Here is a 23,053-nt window from a genome sequence, read left to right on the forward strand (position 1 = left end):
ACTGTAATGCCGCAGGGCGGTGGTCTGCCTGCCGGCGGGGGCGGCGGAGGCTCCGGCAACCTCTACGACGTACTGGAACTGGTTCTCGACCGGGGCCTCGTCATCGACGCATTCGTACGGTTGTCCCTCATTGGAATCGAGATTCTGAAGGTGGACGCCCGCGTGGTCGTCGCCAGCGTCGACACGTATCTGCGCTTCGCCGAGGCCTGCAACCGGCTGGACCTGGAGTCCGGCCGCAAGGCCCCCGCGACGCTGACGGACATCACCCAGAGCATCACCGAGGGTGGTGCCCAGGGCAAGGCCAAGGGCGCGCTGACCGGCGCGGTGGAGGCGTTCACCGAATCGCTCCAGAAGGGGAGCAAGGAGCGCGAGAGGGAGCCCGAGCACAGCGAACGCGGCTCGTCGAGCCACCGCTCCTCGAAGGACCGGGAGGAGTGAGCGAGCCGATGTCGCTGTACGTGTACGCGATCACCAAGGACTCGCATCCGCTGGATCTGGACGGGGTCAAGGGCGTGGGCGAGGCCCCCGCCGAGTTGCGGACCGTCCGCAGCGGCTCGCTGTGCGCCGTCGTCAGTGACGCCCCCCAGGACCTGTCGGTCGCGCGCCGGGACCTGGAGGCGCACAACGAGGTCCAGGGACGTCTGTGGGCCGGCGGCAGCATCCTGCCGCTCGGCTTCGGATACGTCGCGGAGAACGAGGACGCCGTACGCGCCGTGCTCGAGTCGCGGGGCGAGGAGTTCTCCCGGCGTCTGGACGAGCTCAGCGGGCGGGCCGAGTTCAACGTCAAGGGCGTGCAGGAAGAGGACGCCCTGCTGCGGACCATCCTCGAGGAGTCCGAGCAGGCCCGGGCGCTGAGCGCGCGGACCCGCGAGGGCGGCAGCTACGACGATCGCCTGGCGCTCGGTCAGCTCATCGCGCAGGAGGTGCAGAGCCGCCAGGACGCGCAGGCCGAGCTGGTCCTCGCCGCGCTGCGGCCGCTCGCACTGGCCGAGAAGGTGTCCCCGCCGTCCAAGCAGTACTTCGTGAACGCGTCCTTCCTGGTGGAGGGCGACCGGGCGGAGGAGTTCACACGGGCCGGGCAGGAGCTGGCCGAGCGCATCGGAGAGGGCATCGAGGTGCGGGTACGGGGGCCGCTGCCGCCGTACAGCTTCGCCTGACCGCCCTGCCCGACCGGCCCACCGACCGGCCCGGACGGCATGAGGAGGAGGCGCTGTGGGAGGACTGGTCACCGGGATCCTGGGGCTGCCGTTCGCCCCGGTCAAGGGCATCGGCTGGGTGCTCGACAAGGTCGTCAAGACCGCGGAGCAGGAGTACTACGACCCGGCCCCCATCCAGGAGGAGCTGGTGAACCTGGAGCAGGCGCGGACCGAGGGCCGCATCGCCGAGGAGGAGTTCGCGCAGCGCGAGGAGGCGCTGCTGCACCGCTTGGAGGAGATCAGGGCCTACCACCTGCGGAAGGCGCAGGGCGGGCCGTGACGGTCGGCGAAAGAAAGAAGGAACCATGAACAACGCCAAGATCGGCGCGGCTGTTCTCGGCGGCTATCTGCTCGGCCGGACGAAGAAGGGCAAGCTCGCCCTGAGCCTGGGGGCGGCGATGGCCGGGTCGCGGATGAGGCCCGGGCAGGTCGGCAAGCTGCTCCAGGACTCCCCCGTCCTCGGCAACGTCAGCAAGCAGGTGCGCGGTGAGCTGGCGAGCGCGGGCAAGGCCGCGGCCACCACCGTGCTGTCGGCGAAGGCCGAGAGCCTGGCCGACGCCCTGCACGAACGCACCGAGGGGCTGAAGGAGAGGACGCACGGCGAAGGCGGGCGCGGTCGGCACGAGGAAGCCCGCGACGAGGAGGGCGCCGACGAGGAGGGGGACCGGGACGAGGGCCGCCGGAGAGAGCGTCGGAGCGGAGCAGGGGAAGAGCCGGGTCGCCGGAGCGAGGGGCGCGGGAAGAAGGCGAAGAGCGGGTCCGCACGACCGAGGAGGCCGGACGATGGTTGAGGGCACCCTCAACAAGGTTCGCGATCAGGTGCAGGGAACCCCGGGCGCGGACCGGCTGAAGGAAGAGTTCGAGAACTACCTGCAGGCCCGGCTCCAGGTGATGCTCGAGGGCATGGGCGAGCGGCTGGGTGAGGGGGCGCGCCGGCTGGCGGAGACGCACGTCGGTCCCGGCATGCTGGGCAAACTCGCTCTCAAGGGCGGCAAGAGGCTCCTCGGCGGGGACGGCGCGGGGGCGGGGGCGGGCGGGATTCTGTCCCAGGCGAAGGACACGCTGCTCGGCAAGGCCAAGGAGGCGGCGGGCGTAGGCGGCAAGAAGAACAAGCCCGGCGGACCGCAGCGGGGACTGACCATCATCGAGGACGTCGACGTGGGCGTGCCCGTCCGCGAGGCCTACAACCAGTGGACGCAGTTCCCGGACTTCGAAAAGTTCGCCAAGGGTGTCGAGAACGTCCGGCAGGACGACGAGACCAACACCCACTGGCAGGCGAAGATCGCCAAGTCACGTCGTCAATGGCGGGGCATCGTGACCGAGCAGGTGCCCGATGAGCGCATCGCCTGGACCAGCGAGGGCCCCAAGGGCACGAACAAGGGCGTCGTCACCTTCCACCCGCTCGGCGACAACCTCACCAAGGTGCTGCTCGTCATGCAGTACTACCCCAAGGGTCTGTTCGAGAAGACGGGCAGCCTGTGGCGCGCCCAGGGGCGGCGGGTGCGGCTCGATCTCAAGCTCTACCGCTCGTTCGTCATGAGCCGCGGTGAGGCCACCGGCGCCTGGCGCGGCGAGATCCGCGACGGGGAGGTGGTCCGCAGCTCGGAGGAGGTCGAGCGCGAGGAAGAGGAAGAGGCTGAGAAGGAGGGCCGCGGGGAGCGGGAAGAGGAGCCCGAGGAGCGGGAAGAGGAGCCCGAGGAGCGCCGCCGGGACGAGGAAGAGGAAGAAGAAGAGGCGGACAGAGAAGAGGGACGCCGGGGACGCCGGGACGAGGACGAAGAGGACGAGGACGAAGAGGAGCCCGAGTCCTCCGAGGAAGACGACGAGTGGGAGGAGGACGAGGACGAGCAACCCGACGACCGCTACGACGAGAGGGAGGCACCCGAAGGGCGTCGGCGCCGCGGATAGTCGCGGGCGCTGAGGTGCGCGAGCTCGCCGGCCTTCGTCGCCGCCGGCGCCGGGTGCTCAGGGAAACGAGGTCGAGTGTGCCGTGTCCGATCCCGCCGTCCCCGCGTCGCGGCCCCTGACCCCCTACAGTCAGGGGTCCTCCGGCGCGAATCTGGCCGACATCCTTGAACGCGTGCTCGACAAGGGCATCGTGATCGTCGGCGACATCAAGATCAACCTGCTCGACATCGAGTTGCTCACCATCAAGCTCCGGCTCCTGGTCGCCTCCGTGGACAAGGCCCGGGAGATCGGCATCGACTGGTGGGAGCACGACCCGGCGCTGTCCTCCCGCGCCGACGGTCGGCACAGCCTCCGGGAACAGAACGAGCAGCTGCGGGCCGAAGTGGAGGAGCTGCGCAAACAGCTCACGTCGCCCCCACCGCCCGAGCTGTCCGAGGGCAGGTCCGCCCGCCGCAGCCGGCCGCGGGAGGACCGCGACGCCGAACGAGAGCCACGCCGGGACCGCGACGCCGAACGAGAGCCACGCCGGGACCGCGACGCCGAACGAGAGCCACGCCGGGACCGCGACGCCGAACGAGAGCCACGCCGGGACCGCGACGCCGAACGAGAGCCGCGCACCGAGCCACGGCGCACCCGGCGCAGGGCCGATGAGGACGAGGACCGGAGCTGAGGGCGGTGGACGAGCAGCTGTGCTACGCGTATGCCGTGCTGGGTGCGTCGGCCCTGGACGAGACGGTGCTCGCGCCCGTCCGGGGCGTGGCGGACGCCCCCGTCACCCTGGTCCGCCACGGCCGGGTGGCGGCCGCGGTCAGCGCGGTGCCCGCGGCCGAGTTCTCGGAGGCGGCCCTGAGGGCCGGTCTCGAGGACCTGCGGTGGCTGGAGGCGACGGCCTGGGCGCACCACTTCGTGATCGAGACCCTGGCCGGGCACACCACGGTCCTTCCGCTGCGGCTGGCCACCGTCTACCTGGACGAGAGCCGGGTACGGGAGATGCTGGCCGGGCGGGAGGCGGAGTTCGCCGCACTCCTCGACCGGCTCGCCTCGCATGTGGAGTGGGGCGTGAAGGTCTACGTCGAGGCGCCGCCGGAGCCCCCGCCCGCCCAGGCGCCCACCGGCGCCCCGGCGGGCGAGGAGAACCCGGGGCGGGCGTATCTGCGCAGCCGTCGGCACCAGCGGCAGGCGCGCGAGGACGCCTGGCGGCTCGCCGAGGAGGCCGTGCGGCGGACCGAGGTGGAGGCCAGGGGCCTGGCGGTGGAGCGCACCCGGCACCGGCCGCAGCAGGGGGGCCTCGCGCAGGTGCCGGGCGAGAACATCGCCAACGACGCCTATCTGGTCCCGCGCCGGCTGTCCGGGGAGTTCCGCGACCGGATGCTGCACGCCGCCGACGGCCTGCCCGGGGTCCGCGTCGACGTCACCGGGCCGTGGGCGCCGTACTCGTTCACCGCGCCGCTCGCGCCCGACGCGCAGGAAGGGGCCGGGCAGCGGTGAGCGACTACGGCCCGTACGACGACCGTCCGGTCGCTCAGCCGCAGGTGGCGTTGATCGACCTGCTGGACCGGCTGCTCAGCGGCGGTGTGGTGCTCACCGGCGATCTTGTGCTGTCCATCGCCGACGTCGACCTGGTGCGGATCTCGCTGCGCGCGGTGATCGTCGCGATCCGCGAGGAGCTGGACGCGGAGTGGGCGACGTTCCTGCCCCCGGGACACTCCGCGCTTCCGGTCCACGGGAGCCACGGTGACGGGCCCGGCTGACGACCCGCGCGCGGACCGGCTGCGCGAGGTGGCCGAGGCCGCGACCCGGGCGTTCTCACTGCTGCCCGCCCGCCCGGACGAGATCCCCCCGCCGTCCGCCGGGCGAGGCGAGGGCGTCGCGCGCCGTCTGCACGCCGACCCGGAGACGGTGGAGCGGGATCTCGTCAAACTGGTCCTCACCATCGTCGAGTTGCTGCGCCAGCTGATGGAGCGGCAGGCCCTGCACCGCGTCGACGAGGGCGACCTCAGCGAGGAGCAGGAGGAACGGCTCGGAATGACCCTGATGCTCCTGCACGACCGGATGGCCGAGCTGTGCGACCAGTACGGCCTCACCATGGCCGACCTCAACATCGACCTGGGCCCGCTGGGCTCGCTGCTTCCGCCCTGAGGGCCTGTGAGCGGGCCGGGCCGCGCGGGCCCGGCCCACCCGGGGCGTCACCGGATCACGTGCTCCACGAACCGCTCGACCGTCTCCGCGAGGACCTCCCGGCCGTCCCGCGCCCATAGGCCGTCGTTGAACAGCTCGACCTCGATGGGACCGGTATAGCCCGCGGCCTCCACGTATCCCTTCCACTCGCGCATGTCGACCGCGCCGTCGCCGATCTGCCCGCGGCCGTTGAGGACGCCCTCCGGCAGCGGGGTGGTCCAGTCGGCGAGCTGGAAGGTGTGGATCCGGCCACCGGCGCCCGCGCGGGCGATCTGCTCGGGGGCCGTGTCGTCCCACCAGATGTGGTACGTGTCCACCGTGACGCCCACCTGCTCCGCCGGGAAGCGTTCGGCCAGGTCGAGCGCCTGGGCCAGGGTCGAGACCACACAGCGGTCCGAGGCGTACATCGGGTGGAGCGGCTCGATGGCCAGCCGCACGCCGCGCTCGGCCGCGTACGGGCCCAGTTCCGCGAGCGCGTCCGCGATCCGCTCGCGCGCCCCGCGCAGGTCCTTGGAGCCGGCCGGCAGCCCGCCCGAGACCAGGACCAGCGTGTCCGTGCCCAGCGCGGCCGCCTCGTCGACCGCCCGGCGGTTGTCGTCGAGGGCGCGCGCCCGCTCGTCGGGGTCGATCGCGGTGAAGAAGCCGCCCCGGCACAGGGTCGTCACCGTCAGCCCGGCGTCGCGGACCAGCTTCGCCGTCGCCTCCAGGCCGTGGGACTGCACGGGCTCCCGCCACAGGCCCACGCCCCGTACGCCCGACTCCTGGCAGGCATCGACCAGTTCGGGCATGGACAGCTGCTTCACCGTCATCTGGTTGATGGAGAACCGCTCCGGTGCCGTGCTCACTGGGCCACTCCGTACAGGGACAGCAGCGTCTTCATCCGCGTCTCGGCCAGCTCCGGGTCGGGGAACAGACCGAGGCCGTCGGCCAGTTCGTACGCCTTCGCGAAGTGCGGCAGCGAGCGCGCCGACTGCAGGCCGCCGACCATGGTGAAGTGCTCCTGGTGGCCCGCGAGCCAGGCCAGGAAGACCACGCCCGTCTTGTAGAAGCGGGTGGGCGCCTGGAACAGGTGGCGGGACAGCTCCACGGTCGGGTCGAGGAGTTCCCGGAAACCCTTCACGTCACCGGTGTCCAGGACCCGTACCGCCTCGGCGGCCAGTGGGCCGAGCGGGTCGAAGATGCCGAGCAGGGCGTGGCTGAAGCCCTGCGCGTCGCCGGCGATCAGCTCCGGGTAGTTGAAGTCGTCGCCGGTGTAGCAGCGCACGCCCTGCGGGAGGCGGCGGCGCAGGTCGATCTCGCGCTGGGCGTCGAGCAGGGAGATCTTGACGCCGTCCACCGTGTCCGGGTGGGCGGCGATGACCTCGAGGAACACGTCCGTGGCGGCGTCCAGGTCGTTCGAGCCCCAGTAGCCCTCCAGCGCCGGGTCGAACATCGGGCCGAGCCAGTGCAGGACGACGGGTTCGGCGGCCTGGCGCAGCAGGTGGCCGTAGATCTCCAGGTAGTCCTCGGGACCCTTCGCCGTGGCGGCCAGGGCGCGGGACGCCATGAGGATCGCCTGCGCGCCCGCCTCCTCCACCACGGCGAGCTGCTCCTCGTACGCCTTGCGGATCTCCTCCAGGGAGCCGGCGGCGAGCTGGTCGGTGCCGACCCCGCAGGCGATCCGCCCGCCGACCGCCTTCGCCTCCGCGGCGGACCGGCGGATCAGCTCGGCCGCGCCCGCCCAGTCCAGGCCCATCCCGCGCTGCGCGGTGTCCATGGCTTCCGCGACGCCGAGCCCGTGCGACCACAGATGGCGGCGGAAGGCGAGCGTGGCGTCCCAGTCGACCGCGGCGGGCGAGTCGGGGGAGACGTCCGCGTACGGGTCCGCGACGACGTGCGCCGCCGAGAAGACCGTACGGGAGGTGAACGGCGTGCCGGAGGTGAGGGCGAGGGGCTCGCGGCGCGGCTCGTACGCCCTGAGCCGCCCGCTCGCATCGGGGAGGTGGATGGTCACAGGGAGATCTCCGGTACGTCGATACGGCGGCCCTCGGCCGAGGACTTCAGCCCGAGTTCGGCGAGCTGGACGCCGCGGGCGCCGGCCAGCAGGTCCCAGTGGTAGGGGGCGTCGGCGTAGACGTGCTTGAGGAACAGCTCCCACTGGGCCTTGAAGCCGTTGTCGAACTCGCCGTTGTCGGGCACTTCCTGCCACTGGTCGCGGAAGACCTCGGTGGCGGGGACGTCCGGGTTCCACACGGGCTTCGGGGTCGCCGAGCGGTGCTGCACGCGGCACTTGCGCAGTCCGGCGACCGCCGAGCCCTCGGTTCCGTCCACCTGGAACTCCACCAGCTCGTCGCGGTTGACGCGCACCGCCCAGGAGGAGTTGATCTGGGCGATCGCACCGCCCTCCAGCTCGAAGACGCCGTAGGCGGCGTCGTCGGCGGTGGCGTCGTAGGGCTTGCCGTTCTCGTCCCAGCGCTGCGGGATGTGGGTGGTCGCCAGGGCCTGTACGGACTTCACGCGGCCGAACAGCTCGTGCAGCACGTACTCCCAGTGCGGGAACATGTCGACAACGATGCCACCGCCGTCCTCGGCACGGTAGTTCCAGGAGGGCCGCTGGGCGGGCTGCCAGTCGCCCTCGAACACCCAGTAGCCGAACTCGCCGCGCACCGAAAGGATGCGGCCGAAGAAGCCGCCGTCGATGAGCCGCTTGAGCTTCAGCAGGCCGGGCAGGAAGAGCTTGTCCTGGACGACGCCGTGCCTGACGCCCTTCTCATGGGCGAGGCGGGCCAGTTCCAGGGCGCCCTCCAGGCCGGTGGCCGTCGGCTTCTCGGTGTAGATGTGCTTGCCCGCCGCGATCGCCTTCTTGATCGACTCCTCGCGGGCGGAGGTGACCTGCGCGTCGAAGTAGATGTCGACGGTCGGGTCGGCGAGGACCGCGTCCACGTCCGTCGACCAGTGCTCCAGGCCGTGCCGCTCGGCGAGCGCCTTCAGGGCGTGCTCACGGCGGCCGACGAGGACCGGCTCGGGCCACAGCACGGCGCCGTCGCCCAGGTCGAGGCCGCCCTCCTCGCGGAGGGCCAGGATGGAACGGACGAGGTGCTGGCGGTAGCCCATGCGCCCCGTCACGCCGTTCATGGCGATACGCACCGTCTTGCGTGTCACGTCGATCCCTTCGTACGCGTCCGGCGCCCCGTACGCTCTGGGGCGAGCGTGACAGCAAGCGCTTTCTATACAGGAAGACGCTAGCCTCTGTGCGGTGGCTCGGACAAGACCGCGGGGCCGACGAGATGCACGTGTCCGCATACAGCGTCACAGGATGTGACACGACGGACACGGGGCCGTGAAGTCGGCCGGTCCGGGAGCGTGAAGTTGGTCGGTCCGTCGAACACGGTGAACCGCGGGCCTGTACACGGGTGTCTGTAGAGCTGTAGATGGATCTCGGCGGATGTCGGTGGACGGACACGACGGACACCGCCGAGCACGACGGGTACGACGAAACACGCGACCGGAGGACGACGACGATGACGGTGACCCTGGCGGACGTGGCGGCGCGCGCGCAGGTGTCGCCCGCCACCGTGTCGCGCGTGCTGAACGGGAACTATCCCGTGGCGGCGTCGACCCGGGAGCGGGTGCTGCGCGCGGTGGACGAGCTGGACTACGTCCTCAACGGCCCGGCGAGCTCGCTGGCGGCGGCCACCTCCGACCTGGTCGGCATCCTGGTCAACGACATCGCCGACCCCTTCTTCGGGATCATGGCGAGCGCGATCCAGTCGGAGATCGGGGGCCCGGGCGGACGGGCCGGCGGCGAACGGCTCGCCGTGGTGTGCAACACGGTCGGCTCGCCGGAGCGGGAGCTGACCTATCTGACGCTGCTCCAGCGGCAGCGGGCGGCGGCCGTGGTGCTCACCGGTGGCGCGGTGGAGGTCAGCGCGCATGTGGAGGCCGTGGGCGCGAAGCTGCGCAAGCTCGCGGCGGCGGGGACCCGGGTGGTGCTGTGCGGCCGGCCGCCGGCGCCCGAGGCGGTCGCCCTCACCTTCGACAACCGCGGCGGCGGCCGGCAGCTCACCGAGCACCTGATCGGGCTCGGGCACCGGCGGCTCGGCTATATCGCCGGCCCGGAGGAGCGCACGACGACGCGGCACCGACTTGAGGGTCACCGGGCGGCACTGGCCGCGGCCGGGATCGAGGACGACCCGCGCCTGACCGTGCACGGCCGCTACGACCGCCGGGCCGGTTACGAGGCGACGCTGGAACTGCTGCGCCGGGACCCCTCGCTCACGGCGATCGTGGCCGCGAACGACACGGTGGCGCTGGGCGCCTGCGCGGCGCTGCGCGACTCCGGGCTGCGCATCCCCGACGACGTGTCGGTGGCGGGCTTCGACGACCTCCCGTTCGCGATCGACGCGGTACCGGCCCTGACCACGGTCCGCCTCCCGCTCTCGGAGGCGGGGGCCCGCGCGGGCCGTATCGCGATGGGACGCGAGGAGCCGCCGCCGGGCGGGATCGCGACGGTCCGGGGCGAGTTGATGGTGCGGGGGTCGACGGGGGCGCCGCGGGCGTAGGGCCGTGGCCGGTCCCGTGGCTGGCGCTGAGACTGATCACCGGACGTGGTGCGATGCCCGGCATGTACGGCTTCGACGAAGCAAGCCCCGCCGGGGAAGGTTTCCCGTCGGGGCCTGGACAGGGCCGGGCGAGGAGGGCGCCCTCTTACGGAGGAGCCCAGCGACACCGGTATGTCGGCGTCCTCGTCGCCGATCCGCCCTTCCGTCGGCGTGGCGGAGGAATGCCCGTAAGGGCCCATGCCCGTGACGGTGGCGATCCGGCCCGGCGCGCCCGAGTGTCGCCGACGGGCGCTGCCCGCACCTGCCGAGTAGGGTCCGTTTGCATGAAGCTCGCGTTCTCCACCCTCGGTGTCCCAGGCCTGCCCATACCCGACGTGGTCCACCTCGCGGCCACCCACGGCTACCACGGTGTCGAGCTGCGCGCGCATCCCGACGAACCCGTGCACCCGGGCATCGGCCCCGCCGAACGGGCCGACGCGGCCGCCGCGTTCAAGGCGGCCGGTGTCGAGGTCCTGGGGCTCGCGGGGTACGCGCGTGTGGCCGCGCCGGGTGACGACGCGCCGGTCCTGGCGGAGATCCGCGACCTCCTCGACCTGGCCCGCGACGTGGGCGCCCCCTTCGTCCGCGTCTTCCCCGGTGGCGGCACCGAGCAGAGCCCGGAGGAGGCCGACGCGACGGCCGCCCGGCGCCTGGGCACCGCCGCCGAGTACGCCGCCGACGCCGGAGTACGGATCCTGCTGGAGACGCACGACTCGCACCCCACCGGCGCGGACGCCCTGCGTGTCCTCGGCGCGGTCGGCCACCGGAACGCGGGCGCGCTGTGGGACGTGATGCACACCTGGCTGGGCGGCGAGCAGCCGCAGGAGACGTACGCGGCGCTGTCCCCCTACCTCGGCTACGTCCAGGTCAAGGACATCGCGTCCGCCGAGGACAAGACACCGCTGCCGCTCGGCTCCGGCGTCCTCCCGCTCGCCGAGTGCGTGGAGGTCCTCTCCCGCCACGGCTGGGACGGCTGGCTGTGCTGGGAGTACGAGAAGCGCTGGTACGAGTCGGCGACACCACTGCCGGAGCTGCTGGGGGCGGGACGGGAGCACCTGGGGCGGTTGCTGAACGAGTCGGCGTAAGGGGCCGAGGGCGGCGGGGAGAACCGCCCTCGGCTCACTCGCCGTGCGGCGCGCCGACTGCGCGCGGATGCGGCCGGTCAGAGGCGGCGTGCCACGAAGTCGGCCACCTGCGTGCCGAGTTGTCGGCCCGCGCTGTTGTCGAGGGAGGTGTGCTGACCCGACCAGATCCGGCTGAGCCACGCTTCGGTGGCGGCGTCCTGGAAGCCGCGGAAGGTGCGGGTGACGCCCTTCGACGTCACCGCGAGAGGGTGGTGCGCACCGTAGAGTCCGGCGAGCGTCGTCGCCGCTGCCTGGCTGAGCGCACCGTGAGCACCGGGGTAGGACGGATCCGGGGCGGTCGGCAGCAGGGGGGTCCAGGCGGGATCACCGGTGATGCGCGGGTTGTAGTGCGTGCCGCCGAGCCGGATGGCGGTCACGGGGCGCCAGACACGGTAGGCGTACTTCGCGTCGTACATGGCGATCGCGGTGTCGGCGAGGGCCAGGTCGAGCCGGGCGAAGACCTTCACAGCCTTCTCCAGGCTCGCGTTCTGCGAGGTGACGAGGTTCTGCGCGACCTGGTTCCAGACGTTCCATACCGGCGCCGCCGCCCAGAACTTCGCGGCCGCGGTCTGGTCGGGGGTGCGGGTGCGACTCGTCTTGCTCCCCAGAGCCTTGACCTCGTTCAAGGCGGTGGCGTACGCGGCGCTGCTCACGGCCGGGGGTGCCGGCGGGCGGAACTGGCTTCCGGTGGCCAGCATGAACGGCTTGACCGAGCCCCAGTTGGTGAACACCGGTGCGGGGAAATCGGGAGGTGTGGACCGGTAGTCACCGGCTTTGCTGCCGGGCCTGAACAGCGGCGGTTTGACCGAGGACCCGTCATGGGACCGCAGGCTGATCAGCCGGCGGGCGACCTCGGCTCCCACGCGCGTGCCTGCCTGCTTGCCGGCGCCGTCGGGGATCGCGGACAGCCGGCTTTTCAGCCGCTGGTCCAGGCCTGTGCGCTTGGCCGGATAGAGGGCGACCAGCACATCGTGGGCCGCCTGGTCCGCTGCCGCATCCGCACGGGCGCCTCGCGGAGCCGACACCGAGGACACGTAGGCGGGGCCGGTCCGGGTGATCGAGACCACCGCGTCGTACTCGGCGGCCTGGAGGATCGCGAAGCTGCGCGTGGGGTGGACGGTGGACGGTTGAGCCTTCGGATCGCTCAGGATGGTGATCAGTTCGCGGTTCCACTCGACGACCGGCGTCCCGGAGGCTGAGGCAGCTGTGCGCAGGGGCTGCGCGTGAGTGGCCGTGGATCCGAAGGCAGGACTGGTGAGTCCGGCTGCCAGCGCAGTCCCGGTCAGCACGGCGAGTGTCTTCCGTATTCCACCCATGTGGTGTGACTCCTTGTCGCTGGAGGGGGCTGCGGCAACCGGGGGGTCATACACGTCGCCCACGTGGTCCACCGCGGACCACAGGGGCAGCGGACACGACGGATCGGTCGGGCAGCCCGCAGCGCATGCTGCGAAGAAGGACGGGCGGGTTCACTGGAGGACCGCGACCGGACAACCGGCGTATCGGCCCATGACGGGCAGGGGCGTCACCCGGACGACTTTTCCGGCGGGCGGACCGGGCGCGCCTGGTCCAACCTGATCTCCTCTTCGGTCAGCGGGTCGCTGGCCAGCTACAGCCTGCTGACACCCGATCGGCGCCGCAATCCGTACGCGGCCACTCGGGTGGTCGATACGCCCTTGGCGAGCCGTCCCCGGGAACCGGTCCCTGCCGGCTCCGGAAACACCGTGCTCCCGTCCGGCCCGTTCTCGTGGTCCCGTTCCCCTGGCCCGGTGCGGAGCCCTCTTGTCCGTGGCCGGTTCTGCCTGCTCACGGTGGTGTGGGTGGCGCGGGCACCCCGGAGCTGCGCGACCGGACTACGCCGGACGCGCCGTGAACCGTACGGCCCCGTCCAGGCACCACTCCAGTACGGCGGGCCAGGAGCCGTAGCCGGCGTCCAGGTCGAGGTGGGCGGCGCCGGGGACGATCTCGACCGGGACGCCGAGGGGATCCCCGAAGACCGTCTTCGCGCCCTCCGGGCAGTACGGGTCGTCGTCGCCCGCGACGAGAAGGGTGGGCGCGGGCGGCGCCAGACCGTCGAGCTGCGGCGGTACGAAGGCGGCGACCTCCGGGTACCGGGCGAGGACGGAGGCGGACGGCGGGGCCACGAGCAGCACCCGGTCCACCTCCAGGCCCTTCACCCCGCGCGCGACCGCGTGCAGCCACAGCACGCTGGACAGGCTGTGGGCGACGACGACGCGTTCGGCCCCGTCGGGCAGGTCGCCGAGGTGGCGGGCCAGCTCCGCGAGCCACACCTCCAGATCCGGGTCGTCGGGGTCGGGCAACTGCGGATAGGTGACGTGGTGGCCGAGTTCGGCGAGCCGGTCGGCGAGCCAGTGCTGCCAGTGGTCCTTCGGGCGATGGTTCTGCCAGCCGTGGAGGATGAGGTAGGCGCTCATGGGCCGATGCTATGAACACGCTGCGGTCAGACGACGACGCGGGCCCACACCGTCTTCCCCACGCACCGTTCCCTGACCTCCCACGTCTCCGCCAGCGCGGCCACCAGCAGCAGGCCCCGGCCCGAGGTCGCCTCCGGATCCGGGGCCGACAGGACCGGCCTGCGCGGGGAGGCGTCGGACACCTCCACGTCCACGGTCTTCTCGCCGTCGTACGTCATCGCCACCGCGAAGTGGCGCCCGGGGACGCGGCCGTGGCGGATCGCGTTCGTCGCCGGCTCGGAGACGACGAGTTCGACCACGTCCCGCGCGTCGGCCGACACCGCCCAGGAGCGCAGCAGGCAGCGGGCGCCGCGGCGGGCCTCGACAACGTTGCGCGGGGTCGGCGCGAACCTCATCCTCCAGGTGCGGAGTTGTGGAGATACGCCATCACTTTCTGTACTCATGGAGATACTGTCGGCCATGGAAGTCGCCGCCACCAGGGACGGAGCGTCGACGGTCGCGCACGGCAACCGGTGCGGTGCGCGCGTTGAGTCGTGTGGAGCCATGTAGAGGGGGTGGCTGCGATGGGGCAGCTCAGGAAGAACTCGGCGTCGCCCGCCGCGCAGTACTTCGCGGAGGTGCTGCGGACGCTGCGGGTGCAGGCCGGGTTGTCGCAGAACGACCTGGGCAACCTGATGGCGTACTCGGGGGGGCGGCGGTGAGCGCGGTGGAGACCGGCGCGAAACCGGCGACGGACGAGTTCATCGCGGCGGCGGAGAAGGCGTTGGATGCCGGGGGGCTGGTTGCTCCGCGCTACGGCTGGAGATCGGCGGCCCGGACGTCATGCGTGCGCAATACCAGTACCTGCTCGCCTGCGCGAAGCGCCCCAACGTGGTGGTGCAGGTCATGCCGTTGAAGCAGGGTGGGCATGCGGGCCTGCAAGGACCCATGAAACTGAGCGAGACCCCTGAGCAGACCACGCTCGGGTACATGGAAGGCAACGGGCACAGCACTCTGGTCTCCAAGCCGGAAGACGTCGGGGTGCTGGCCCGCCGCTATGCGATGATCAGGAGTCAGGCGCTCCGACCGGAGGAAACCGCCGTCCTGATCGAGCAGTTGGCAGGTGAGCTATGACCGACCTGGCGTGGTTCAAGAGCAGCTACAGCGACTCCAGCGGCGGTGATTGTCTGGAGGTCGCCTCTACCGACTCCATACACATCCGCGACTCCAAGACCCCGCAACTCCCTTACCTCACCGTCTCCCCGGCCGCCTGGACCCGCTTCCTCACCTTCGCCTCCAGCAGCGACCGGCACTCGGGCCACTCCTCCGCCGTGATCGAGTAGATCGCGGAGTCCCGGAGCCGGTCCTCCTCGCCCGGTGCCCAGGAGCGGGACCAGTTGCGCAGGACGCCCTCGAAGCGGGCGCCGACGCTCTGGATCGCCGCGCGGGAGCGGTTGTTGCGGGCGTCGGTCTTCAGGTCGACGCGGGACACGCCCCACTCCTCGAACGCGTGGCGGAACAGCAGGAGTTTGGACTCCGCGTTGACCCCCGTGCCCTGCGCGGAGCGGGCCAGCCAGGTGAAACCGACCTCGATGGCGTCGAGGCGGTCGTCCGCGCGCCAGGAACGCGGGTCCCAGAACGCCGTGGCACCGACCGCCCGCCCCGTCGCGAGGGAGATCTGCGCGTACGGGGCGAGCCGACCCGCCGCCGCGCGGCCGAGTTGGGCGTCGATGTAGGCCCCGACCTCGTCCGCCCCCGGAACCCACGTGAACGCGTACGTGTCCCGGTCCTCTTCCGCCGCCACGGCCAGGTCGGCCGCGTGCCGGTGCTCCAGCGGTTCCAGGCGCACGAGCGCACCCTCCAGGACGGGCCCGTTCAAGATGAATGTCACGGACGGAGTCTCGCCCACCCGCTGGATGCAGTCGAGCGGATTCGCTGCTTGTGGCTCCCCGACCCGACCCGTAGGCGCGTGGCCCCAACCGGCCCGTTCGGCCGGGGCGTTCGCCCATACACTGGAGGCCGCTGTTGAACAGGGGGACGACATGGCGGCAGCCAGTACTGTGCATCTGGTGGTGTCCGGTGAGGTCGACGTGGACCAGGAGGAACTCGACGAGCTCACCACGCAGTTGAGACGACGGCTGCTCGAACTGGACGTGGATGACGTACGGCTGGGACGCTCCGGTGAAGTCGCGCCCGAGGGCGCCAAGCCCGGCGAGGTCATCGCGGTCGGCGCTCTCGCCGTCAGTCTCGCACCCGCCGTCCTCCGGCCCGTGTTGCGGCTGGTGGAGACCTGGATGCAGAACCGGCCCGTGCGCACGGTCAAGGTCGACATCGACGGCCGCACGATCGAGCTCGGCCACGCCTCGGCGGAGCAGCAAGAACGGCTCGTCGACGCGTTTCTCGAGGACTTCCGCACGCGGACTCCGGCCGAGGGTGGCCCGCCCGTACCGGACGCAGCGGCGGGAGTCGCGGGTGGTACCGGAGAGCCGCCCGCCGTTCAGGAGTAGGCCGCACCATGACCGACTTCCCCCTCGGCACGGGCCGCAGGGACGCTCTCCTCATCGCGACCGGAAGATACGACGACCGAACGCTCAGCACACTGCGCTCCCCCGGCCAGGACTGCGCGGGCCTCGCAGACGTACTCGCCGACCCCGGCATCGGCGGCTTCCGCACGGAGCAGGTGAGGGATGCCCGGGCCCACGAAGTGATGCGTGCGGTGGAGCGCTTCTTCCGCGACCGCAGCCGCGACGACCTGCTCCTGCTCCACCTCTCCTGCCACGGCATCAAGGACGACGACGGAAACCTGTACTTCGCCGCGCGCGACACGGACCGCGACCTGCCGGCTTCCACGGCGATTTCGGCCGGCTTCCTGCGCGACCGCATGGAACGCTGTCGGGCCCGCACCATCGTCGTCCTGCTCGACTGCTGCTACAGCGGGGCCTTCCTGCCCGGCGCGAAGGGTGACGACCAGGTCCACGTCCGCGAGGAGCTCAGCGGCCACGGCAGAGCCATCCTGACGGCGACCAGCCGGACCGAGTACGCCTGGGAGGGGGAGCGTGTCGAGTCCAAGGTGCCGCAGCCCTCACGGTTCACGGGCGCGCTGATCGAGGGGCTGGCCACGGGAGCGGCAGACCAGAACCGAGACGGCCGGATCACGGTCACCGAGCTGTACGACTACGTGTACGAGTCCCTGCACCGCGCCGGGGTGAAACAGCGGCCTCGGATGTGGGCGGACCTGGAATACCAGGTGACCATCGCGCGGGCGGTCGGCGAGCGGGGACGTGTGCGGGACGCCGAGGTCCCGCCCGTACGGGAGTCCCACGTCCCCCCTCGGCCCGAGACGCCGCCCTGGGAGGCGGCCGGGTCGGAAGGCCAGACCTTCGGGGACATCATGGACGCGTTCTTCGGAGCGCCGAAGAAAGGCACCCGCACAGGGAGTGCGGATACCGGCGAAGGGGAACGGCATACGGTTCCCGAGCCGGAAACGGCGCCCGAGGCCGGAGCTGGTACCGGTCGGCAGCCGGAGGAGCACTACCCCCGGTCGCGTACCCGCCACGGCCAGGACGCGTTGATCCGCATCGAAATCGACCTGGAGGAGGCCGCGTTCGGCACGACGAAGGACATACTGGTCGACACCGCGATCGTGTGCCCGACCTGTACGGGTTCCGGTACGGCGGAGGGTACCCGGCCCCAGTTGTGCGACGCCTGTGATGGACGCGGCCAGACGACGAAGACCCGACGGACCTTTCTCGGCCAGACCGTCACGTCGGAGCCTTGCCGCAAGTGCCAGGGCTACGGCACGCTCCTGCCCCATCCCTGCCCCGAATGCGCCGGCGACGGCCGTGTCCGCTCCCGCCGTACGCTCACCGTCAAGATTCCGGCGGGCGTCGACAACGGCACCCGGATCCAACTCGCCGGGGAAGGGGAGGTGGGCCCCGGCGGCGGTCAGGCAGGCGACCTGTACATCGAAATCGTGGAACGACCCCACCCGGTCTTCCAACGGAAGGGCGACGACCTGCACCGCACGCTGACGGTTCCGCGCGCCTTGGCCACGACGGGCGGCACTCTCCCGGTGGAGACACTGGACGGTCCCCAGACCATCCGTGTCCCTCGGGGTATCCGTAACGGCCAGTTCCTGCGCCTGGCCGACTTCGGCGTGGTCCATCTCAGAGGCGGCGGCCGGGGCGACCTTCTCGCACGCGTCGACATACGCGACTGAACCGGAATCCGGATCCGGGCGGTACACGCTACCTGCGCCGAGGTGGCAACCCCGCCCGCAGCTCCGCGAACACCTCGTGGAAGTCCGGGAAAGTCTTCCGCACGCACCCGGGGTCGTCGAACGAAATACCCGGTACCCGAAGGCCCGTCACCGCGAAGGACATCGCGATGCGGTGGTCCCCGTACGTCTTGATGTCCGTGCCCACCGGCGCCCCCGGCGCGATCTCGATCCAGTCCGGGCCCGTGGCCACCCCCACTCCCAGCCGCCGCAGGTTCTCCGCGCAGGCCTCCAGGCGGTCGCACTCCTTCACCCGGGTGTTCGCGACGTCCTCGATACGGACCGGACCGGAGGCGAACGGGGCGATCGCCGCGAGGGTCGGCATCGTGTCGGAGATGTCCCGCATGGTGACCGTCAGGCCCCTGGACTCGCCCGTCCCGCGCACCGTCGTACGGTCCGCGGCCACCTCCACCTCCGCCCCCATCCGCCGCAGCACGTCCACGAACCCCAGGTCTCCCTGGAGCGCGCCCGACCCCAGACCCGGCACCGTCACCTCGCCGCCCGTCACGGCCGCAGCCGCGAAGAAGTAGCTGGCGGTGGAGGCGTCCGGCTCGATCGCGTACGTCGTGGCGCGGTAGCCCCCGGGCGGGACGACGAACACGTCCCCCTCGCGCCGCACCTCCGCCCCGAACGCCCGCATCATCGCGACCGTGATGTCGACGTACGGCGCCGACACCAGGTCCGTCACCGTGATGCGCAGGCCCTGACGTGTGAGCGGGCCGAGGAGGAGCAGGGCCGTGAGGTACTGGGAGGACTGGCCGGCGTCCAGCACCACGTCGCCGCCCGCCACCCCGGCCGCCTCGACCGTCAGCGGGTGGTGGCCCTCCGCCTCCTCGTGCCGCAGCCGTACGCCCAGGTCGCGCAGGGCCCGGGTCAGGGGGCCGAGGGGGCGGCGCCGCATCTGCGGCGAGGCGTCGAAACGGTAGGTGCCGTGGCCCGTGGCGGCCAGGACCGGCAGGAAGCGGGCCGTGGTCGCGCCGTCCCGGCAGTACACGTCCGCCTCCGTGGCGGCGGGACCCTGCGGGCGGCCGTCCACGTGCCAGGCCTCGGGGGTCTGTCCGACGCGGTAGCCGAGGGCGCGCAGGCCCTCGGCGAAGCCCTCGGTGTCGTCCGACCGCAGCGGCCGTACGAGCGTGGTGACTCCGTCGGCCGCGGCGGCCAGGAAGAGCGCGCGGGCGGTGATGGACTTGGAACCGGGGAGCTCGACTACGGGCATGGGCTCATGCTGGCCCGGTGATCGGCTCGCGTGCCGGAACGTCCGCCGACTGGACCTCCTCCGAACGGCCACCCACCGAACGGCCACCCTCCGAACGGACCCTCTTCGCCGGGGCCAGGGACGTCAGCGCCACCCCGCCCACCAGCAGTGCCGCCGCGCCCCAGCGCAGCGGGCTGATCGGTTCGCCCAGGAACAGGGCCGCGGACGACATGCCGAAGACCGGGACCAGGAGGGAGAACGGGGCGACCGTGGACGCCGGGTGACGGCGCAGCAGCCAGCCCCAGGCGCCGAAGCCGAAGACGGTGGTGATCCAGGCGACATAGAGGACGATGCCGGCGCCCTGCCAGTCGAGGGCGCGCAGCGCGGCGAGGTCACGGGACCGGCCCTCCGTGAGGAGGGACAGGCAGAGCAGGGGCAGCACCGGCACCGTGCTCACCCACACCATGAAGTTCAGGGGGTCCGGCGGGGACGCCTTGCGGGTGAGGACGTTGGACAGGCCCCAGCAGGCCGCCGCCACTATGACCAGGGCGAAAGCGCCGAGCGGTCCGGCCGTTCCCTCGTCGACGGCGGCGAGGGCGACGCCGCCGAGGGCCACCGCCATGCCCAGCGCCCTCAGGCGCGTGGGGCGTTCGCCGAGGAGCGCGAAGGCCATGAGCGCCGTGAACACGGCCTGGATCTGGAGGACCAGGGAGGACAGGCCGGCGGGCATCCCGGCGGCCATGCCGAGGAACAGCAGTCCGAACTTCGCCACGCCCAGCACCAGGCCCACCGCCACGATCCACTTCCACGCCACCTTGGGGCGGCCCACGAGGAAGACGGCGGGGACGGCCGCGACCAGGAAGCGCAGGGCCGAGAACAGCAGCGGGGGGAAGTGGCCGAGGCCGAGTTCGATGACGGTGAAGTTGACGCCCCAGACGGCGGCGACGAGGACGGCGAGAGACAGGTGTGCGGGTCGCATGCGTCGAGCATCACGTCCAGCAACCGTGAAGCACCAGCGCTGATTGCTGCATGGTTGGATGAAGCATCTCTAACCCCAGGGGGCCGTCTTGCTCGATCTTCAGCGCCTGCGCGCCCTGCACGCCGTCTCCGTCCACGGCACGGTCGGCGCCGCGGCCACCGCGCTCGGCTACACCCCGTCCGCCGTCTCCCAGCAGATCGCCAAGCTGGAGCGGGAGACCAGGACCGTCCTCCTCGAACGGGAGGGGCGCGGCGTGAGGCTCACCGACGAGGCGCTGCAACTGGCCGCCACCGCCCAGGAGTTGATGGCGATCGTGGAGCGCGCCGAGACCGAGCTGGAGGAGCGGCGGGGGCTGCCCGCCGGGCGGCTGACGGTGGCGGCGTTCGCGTCGGCCGCGCGGGGGCTGATGCCGGGGGTGCTCGCGGATCTGGCGCGCCGGCATCCCGCCCTGGACACCCGGCTGACCGAGGTGGACCCGCATCTGTCCGTCGACCTGGTGGCCAAGGGCGTGGTGGACGTCGCCGTGGCGCACGACTGGGACATCGCGCCGCTGCCCGCCCCGGAGGGGGTCGAACAGGCGGTCATCGGGGACGACCTGTGCGATCTGCTCGTACCCGCCGGCCACCGTTTCGCCGGGCGGACGGCGGTGCGCCGCGAGGAGCTGGGTGGTGAACGGTGGATCTGCCAGCCACCGGGCCGGGTCTGCCACGAGTGGCTGGTGCGGACGCTGCGCGCGGCCGGGCACGAGCCCGAGGTGGTCCACCAGGCCGACGAGAACCCGACCCTGGTCGCCCTGGTCGCCGCCGGACTCGGTATCGCCCTGATCCCGCGGCTGGGCCGGGGCCCGCTGCCCGAGGGGGTCGTCGAGGTGCCCCTGGACCCCATGCCCGTACGGCATCTGTACGCGCTGTGGCGCAGGGGTGCGGCCCGGCGGCCGGCGATCGCCGAGACCGTGCGCACCCTCCAGCACCACTGGCCCACCGTGTCGGCGCACAGGCCCCGTTGACCACCCCCGTACCGACTTCCGGCGTCCGGCCGTTTCCGGGGAACCCGACCCGGTGCGCCTTCGTCCCATGGGCAGGTTGCCGGATGAGTCTCCGCGCTGCGGTGTCGGCCCTCGCTGCTGGCTGCGATCGCTGACCACCCTCTCCGCCGCACGCGGCCGGCAGCACGCCGCCGTCGGCGCGCCCCCCTCCAACAGCGCCGATGGCGGCCCCTCATGTGCGGTACTTCATGTGCGGCGCCTTGACCGGCAGAAACTTCCCGGATATTGGTGACTCCTCGGAAGTTTCCTTCAGCGTCCTCCTCCGGAAGGAGCGCACGTGCACGACTCCGGCACGGGAAGCACCGCACAGCCCTCCAGACGCACGGTCCTCGCCGCCACCGCAGGCCTGGCGGCGGCCCTCTCCCTCACCCCGGGCGCCGCTCATGCCGCCGGGTACGACGACGAACGGCTCAAGGGCCTGATCTCCCGCATGTCGCTTGAGGAGAAGGTCGGCCAGCTCTTCGTGATGCGGGTCTACGGCCACTCGGCGACCGCCCCAGACCAGGCCGACATCGACGCCAACCTCAAGGAGATCGGCGTCCGTACGGCCGCCGAGCTGATCGCCAGGTACCGCGTCGGCGGCATCATCTACTTCACCTGGGCGCACAACACCCGCGGTCCCCGGCAGATCGCCGAACTTTCCAACGGCATCCAGAAGGCGTCGCTCGACCAGCCCCGCGGACTGCCCGTGCTCATCGCCACCGACCAGGAGCACGGGATCGTCGCCCGCGTGGGCAGGCCCGCGACCCTGTTCCCGGGCGCGATGGCGATCGGAGCCGGTGGCTCCCGGGCCGACGCGCAGACCCTGGGCCGGATCGCCGGGGCCGAGCTGCGCGCCCTCGGCATCCGCCAGGACTACTCCCCCGACGCGGACGTGAACGTCAACCCGGCCAACCCGGTCATCGGCGTACGGTCCTTCGGTGCCGACCCGGAGGCGGTGGCGGACCTGGTCGCGGCGGAGGTCAGGGGTTATCAGTCCTCCCGCGTCGCGGCGACCGCCAAGCACTTCCCGGGCCACGGCGACACCGCCGTCGACAGCCACTACGGCTTCCCGGTCATCACGCACAGCCGCGAGCTGTGGGAGAGGCTGGACGCGGTGCCGTTCCGGGCGGCGGTCCGGACCGGGATCGACGCCGTCATGACCGCGCACATCATGGTTCCCGCGCTCGACGACTCGGGCGACCCCGCGACGCTCTCCCGTCCCATCGTCACCGGCATCCTGCGCGAGGAGCTCGGCTACGACGGGGTCGTGGTGACCGACTCGCTCGGCATGGAGGGCGTACGACAGAAGTACGGCGACGACCGTGTGCCCGTGCTCGCCCTCAAGGCAGGGGTCGACCAGCTGCTCAACCCGCCGAACCTCGACCTCGCCTGGAACGCGGTCCTGGACGCGGTGCGGGGCGGCGAGCTGACCGAGGCCCGGCTGGACGAGTCGCTGCTGCGCATCCTGCGTCTGAAGGCGAAGCTGGGGCTGCTGGACCAGCCGTACGTGACCGAGGCCGGCGTCGAGCGGACCGTCGGCACCCCGGAACATCTGCGCACCGCCGACCGCATCGCGGACCGCACGACCACACTGCTGGTCAACAGGGAGCGTCTGCTGCCGCTCTCGCGCCGAACCCGCCCCCGGCTGCTGGTGGCCGGCGCGGACCCGGCGTCCCCGACCGGCACCGACGGACCGCCCACGACCGTCCTGGCCAACGCCCTGACCGAGCTGGGCTTCACGGCGACCGCGCTGTCCTCCGGCACCGCCCCCTCGTCGGCGACGATCGCGAAGGCGGTGACGGCGGCGGGGGACGCGGACGCGGTGGTCGTGGCCACGTACAACGTGAACGCGGCCAGTCCCCAGCGAACGCTCGTGAACCGGTTGGCCGCCACCGGGAAACCGGTGATCGCCCTCGCCGTCCGGAATCCGTACGACGTCGCCCACCTCCCGGACGTGGACGCCTTCCTGGCGTCGTACTCCTGGACGGACGTCGAACTGCGCGCCGCGGCACGGGTGATCGCGGGCCGGGTGAGGCCGCGCGGGAAGCTGCCGGTGCCGGTGCAACGGGCGGACGATCCGGCGCAGGTGCTGTACCCGATCGGGTACGGGCTGTCGTACTAGCCGTACGCCGGGAACCGGGCACCCCGCCCCCAAATGTCGCAAAGCGCCCGAGACGTC

Annotated in this window: 26 protein-coding genes and 2 pseudogenes; 19 read left to right on the forward strand and 9 right to left on the reverse strand. The window is 71.9% G+C overall.

The window, feature by feature from the left end; genetic code table 11:
- The first annotated feature begins 6 nt into the window (after positions 1–6).
- From SY2F82_RS04045 to SY2F82_RS04085, 9 genes are all read left to right on the forward strand, one after another.
- The gene (locus SY2F82_RS04045; protein ID WP_200417797.1) at positions 7–438 is read left to right on the forward strand and encodes a gas vesicle structural protein GvpA; all 432 of its coding nucleotides are present in this window, start codon (positions 7–9) and stop codon (positions 436–438) included.
- Positions 435–1,157 (forward strand): GvpL/GvpF family gas vesicle protein, encoded by a 723-nt coding sequence (locus tag SY2F82_RS04050; protein WP_236041104.1) that lies wholly within the window; start codon positions 435–437, stop codon positions 1,155–1,157. The genes SY2F82_RS04045 and SY2F82_RS04050 overlap by 4 nt, the downstream gene beginning before the upstream one ends.
- A 55-nt stretch (positions 1,158–1,212) precedes the next feature.
- On the forward strand, positions 1,213–1,476 hold the full coding sequence (locus SY2F82_RS04055; protein WP_200417507.1) for a gas vesicle protein GvpG: 264 nt from the start codon (positions 1,213–1,215) through the stop codon (positions 1,474–1,476).
- A gap of 25 nt (positions 1,477–1,501) precedes the next feature.
- Positions 1,502–1,987: a hypothetical protein gene (locus SY2F82_RS04060; protein WP_200417508.1), complete on the forward strand. Its 486-nt coding sequence runs from the start codon at positions 1,502–1,504 to the stop codon at positions 1,985–1,987.
- The gene (locus SY2F82_RS04065) at positions 1,980–3,104 is read left to right on the forward strand and encodes an SRPBCC family protein (RefSeq protein WP_200417509.1); all 1,125 of its coding nucleotides are present in this window, start codon (positions 1,980–1,982) and stop codon (positions 3,102–3,104) included. Before SY2F82_RS04060 ends, SY2F82_RS04065 begins: the two co-directional genes overlap by 8 nt.
- Before the next feature lie 82 nt (positions 3,105–3,186).
- Entirely contained in the window at positions 3,187–3,774 is a 588-nt protein-coding gene (gene gvpJ, locus SY2F82_RS39785) for a gas vesicle protein (protein ID WP_200417510.1), read from the forward strand.
- Between the two features lie 5 nt (positions 3,775–3,779).
- Positions 3,780–4,592 (forward strand): GvpL/GvpF family gas vesicle protein, encoded by an 813-nt coding sequence (locus SY2F82_RS04075; protein WP_200417511.1) that lies wholly within the window; start codon positions 3,780–3,782, stop codon positions 4,590–4,592.
- A complete protein-coding gene (locus tag SY2F82_RS04080; protein ID WP_200417512.1) occupies positions 4,589–4,855 on the forward strand; it encodes a gas vesicle protein in 267 nt (88 codons plus the stop codon). Before SY2F82_RS04075 ends, SY2F82_RS04080 begins: the two co-directional genes overlap by 4 nt.
- Positions 4,839–5,243 (forward strand): gas vesicle protein K, encoded by a 405-nt coding sequence (locus SY2F82_RS04085; RefSeq protein WP_200417513.1) that lies wholly within the window; start codon positions 4,839–4,841, stop codon positions 5,241–5,243. Before SY2F82_RS04080 ends, SY2F82_RS04085 begins: the two co-directional genes overlap by 17 nt.
- Before the next feature lie 47 nt (positions 5,244–5,290).
- Here SY2F82_RS04085 and SY2F82_RS04090 read toward each other — a convergent pair whose 3' ends face one another.
- From SY2F82_RS04090 to SY2F82_RS04100, 3 genes are read right to left on the reverse strand one after another with little or no spacing between them, the layout of a single operon-like run.
- Complete coding sequence (locus SY2F82_RS04090) at positions 5,291–6,091, reverse strand: sugar phosphate isomerase/epimerase (RefSeq protein WP_200417799.1); 801 nt, start codon at positions 6,089–6,091, stop codon at positions 5,291–5,293.
- Positions 6,092–6,123: 32 nt separating this feature from the next.
- Entirely contained in the window at positions 6,124–7,275 is a 1,152-nt protein-coding gene (locus SY2F82_RS04095; protein WP_200417514.1) for a dihydrodipicolinate synthase family protein, read from the reverse strand.
- Positions 7,272–8,423: a Gfo/Idh/MocA family protein gene (locus SY2F82_RS04100; protein ID WP_200417515.1), complete on the reverse strand. Its 1,152-nt coding sequence runs from the start codon at positions 8,421–8,423 to the stop codon at positions 7,272–7,274. Before SY2F82_RS04100 ends, SY2F82_RS04095 begins: the two co-directional genes overlap by 4 nt.
- Positions 8,424–8,782: 359 nt before the next feature.
- Between SY2F82_RS04100 and SY2F82_RS04105 the strand changes: the two genes are divergently transcribed.
- Together SY2F82_RS04105 and SY2F82_RS04110 are read left to right on the forward strand one after the other, a co-directional pair.
- Positions 8,783–9,823, forward strand: coding sequence for a LacI family DNA-binding transcriptional regulator (locus tag SY2F82_RS04105; protein ID WP_200417516.1), 1,041 nt, complete (start codon positions 8,783–8,785; stop codon positions 9,821–9,823).
- 323 nt (positions 9,824–10,146) lie between these two features.
- Positions 10,147–10,947 carry a sugar phosphate isomerase/epimerase gene (locus SY2F82_RS04110; RefSeq protein WP_200417517.1) on the forward strand — a complete coding sequence of 267 codons (801 nt, stop codon included), beginning with the start codon at positions 10,147–10,149 and terminating at the stop codon, positions 10,945–10,947.
- Positions 10,948–11,024: 77 nt separating this feature from the next.
- Here SY2F82_RS04110 and SY2F82_RS04115 read toward each other — a convergent pair whose 3' ends face one another.
- The 3 genes from SY2F82_RS04115 to SY2F82_RS04125 form a co-directional block, all read right to left on the reverse strand.
- Positions 11,025–12,302, reverse strand: a complete 1,278-nt coding sequence (locus tag SY2F82_RS04115; RefSeq protein ID WP_200417518.1) for a vanadium-dependent haloperoxidase — start codon at positions 12,300–12,302, stop codon at positions 11,025–11,027.
- Positions 12,303–12,836: 534 nt separating this feature from the next.
- Positions 12,837–13,418, reverse strand: coding sequence for an alpha/beta hydrolase (locus SY2F82_RS04120; RefSeq protein ID WP_200417519.1), 582 nt, complete (start codon positions 13,416–13,418; stop codon positions 12,837–12,839).
- A gap of 26 nt (positions 13,419–13,444) precedes the next feature.
- Positions 13,445–13,813, reverse strand: coding sequence for an ATP-binding protein (locus SY2F82_RS04125; RefSeq protein ID WP_200417520.1), 369 nt, complete (start codon positions 13,811–13,813; stop codon positions 13,445–13,447).
- A gap of 168 nt (positions 13,814–13,981) precedes the next feature.
- Here SY2F82_RS04125 and SY2F82_RS38655 point away from each other — a divergent pair, with 168 nt between their 5' ends.
- The 3 genes from SY2F82_RS38655 (at position 13,982) to SY2F82_RS04135 (ending at position 14,740) form a co-directional block, all read left to right on the forward strand.
- Positions 13,982–14,119, forward strand: coding sequence for a hypothetical protein (locus SY2F82_RS38655; protein ID WP_236041106.1), 138 nt, complete (start codon positions 13,982–13,984; stop codon positions 14,117–14,119).
- A 121-nt stretch (positions 14,120–14,240) separates the two neighbouring features.
- Positions 14,241–14,531, forward strand: a complete 291-nt coding sequence (locus tag SY2F82_RS38660; protein WP_236041108.1) for a Scr1 family TA system antitoxin-like transcriptional regulator — start codon at positions 14,241–14,243, stop codon at positions 14,529–14,531.
- Positions 14,528–14,740, forward strand: a complete 213-nt coding sequence (locus tag SY2F82_RS04135; protein ID WP_200417521.1) for a DUF397 domain-containing protein — start codon at positions 14,528–14,530, stop codon at positions 14,738–14,740. Before SY2F82_RS38660 ends, SY2F82_RS04135 begins: the two co-directional genes overlap by 4 nt.
- On the opposite strand, the gene SY2F82_RS04140 is transcribed toward SY2F82_RS04135, so the two are convergent.
- Positions 14,644–15,288 (reverse strand): GNAT family N-acetyltransferase, encoded by a 645-nt coding sequence (locus SY2F82_RS04140; protein WP_200417522.1) that lies wholly within the window; start codon positions 15,286–15,288, stop codon positions 14,644–14,646. The two genes, SY2F82_RS04135 and SY2F82_RS04140, sit on opposite strands and share 97 nt — an antisense overlap.
- Positions 15,289–15,439: 151 nt before the next feature.
- Between SY2F82_RS04140 and SY2F82_RS04145 the strand changes: the two genes are divergently transcribed.
- The 3 genes and pseudogenes from SY2F82_RS04145 to SY2F82_RS04150 form a co-directional block, all read left to right on the forward strand.
- Complete coding sequence (locus SY2F82_RS04145; RefSeq protein ID WP_236041110.1) at positions 15,440–15,904, forward strand: hypothetical protein; 465 nt, start codon at positions 15,440–15,442, stop codon at positions 15,902–15,904.
- 8 nt (positions 15,905–15,912) lie between these two features.
- Positions 15,913–16,620: pseudogene (locus SY2F82_RS38665) on the forward strand (caspase domain-containing protein); the annotation flags it as partial.
- Positions 16,621–16,755: 135 nt separating this feature from the next.
- Positions 16,756–17,607, forward strand: a pseudogene (locus SY2F82_RS04150) (DnaJ C-terminal domain-containing protein); the annotation flags it as partial.
- A gap of 37 nt (positions 17,608–17,644) precedes the next feature.
- On the opposite strand, the gene aroA reads toward SY2F82_RS04150, so the two are convergent.
- A complete protein-coding gene (gene aroA / locus SY2F82_RS04155) occupies positions 17,645–18,889 on the reverse strand; it encodes a 3-phosphoshikimate 1-carboxyvinyltransferase (RefSeq protein ID WP_200417523.1) in 1,245 nt (414 codons plus the stop codon).
- Positions 18,890–18,893: 4 nt separating this feature from the next.
- Positions 18,894–19,847: an EamA family transporter gene (locus SY2F82_RS04160; RefSeq protein WP_200417524.1), complete on the reverse strand. Its 954-nt coding sequence runs from the start codon at positions 19,845–19,847 to the stop codon at positions 18,894–18,896.
- 88 nt (positions 19,848–19,935) lie between these two features.
- On the opposite strand from SY2F82_RS04160, the gene SY2F82_RS04165 reads away from it, so the two are divergent.
- The gene (locus tag SY2F82_RS04165) at positions 19,936–20,853 is read left to right on the forward strand and encodes a LysR family transcriptional regulator (protein WP_200417525.1); all 918 of its coding nucleotides are present in this window, start codon (positions 19,936–19,938) and stop codon (positions 20,851–20,853) included.
- A gap of 316 nt (positions 20,854–21,169) precedes the next feature.
- Entirely contained in the window at positions 21,170–22,996 is a 1,827-nt protein-coding gene (locus tag SY2F82_RS04170) for a glycoside hydrolase family 3 protein (RefSeq protein ID WP_200417526.1), read from the forward strand.
- Positions 22,997–23,053: the final 57 nt, after the last annotated feature.

The sequence above is a fragment of the Streptomyces sp. Y2F8-2 genome (assembly GCF_014905555.1).
GTDB classification, from domain to species: domain Bacteria; phylum Actinomycetota; class Actinomycetes; order Streptomycetales; family Streptomycetaceae; genus Streptomyces; species Streptomyces cynarae.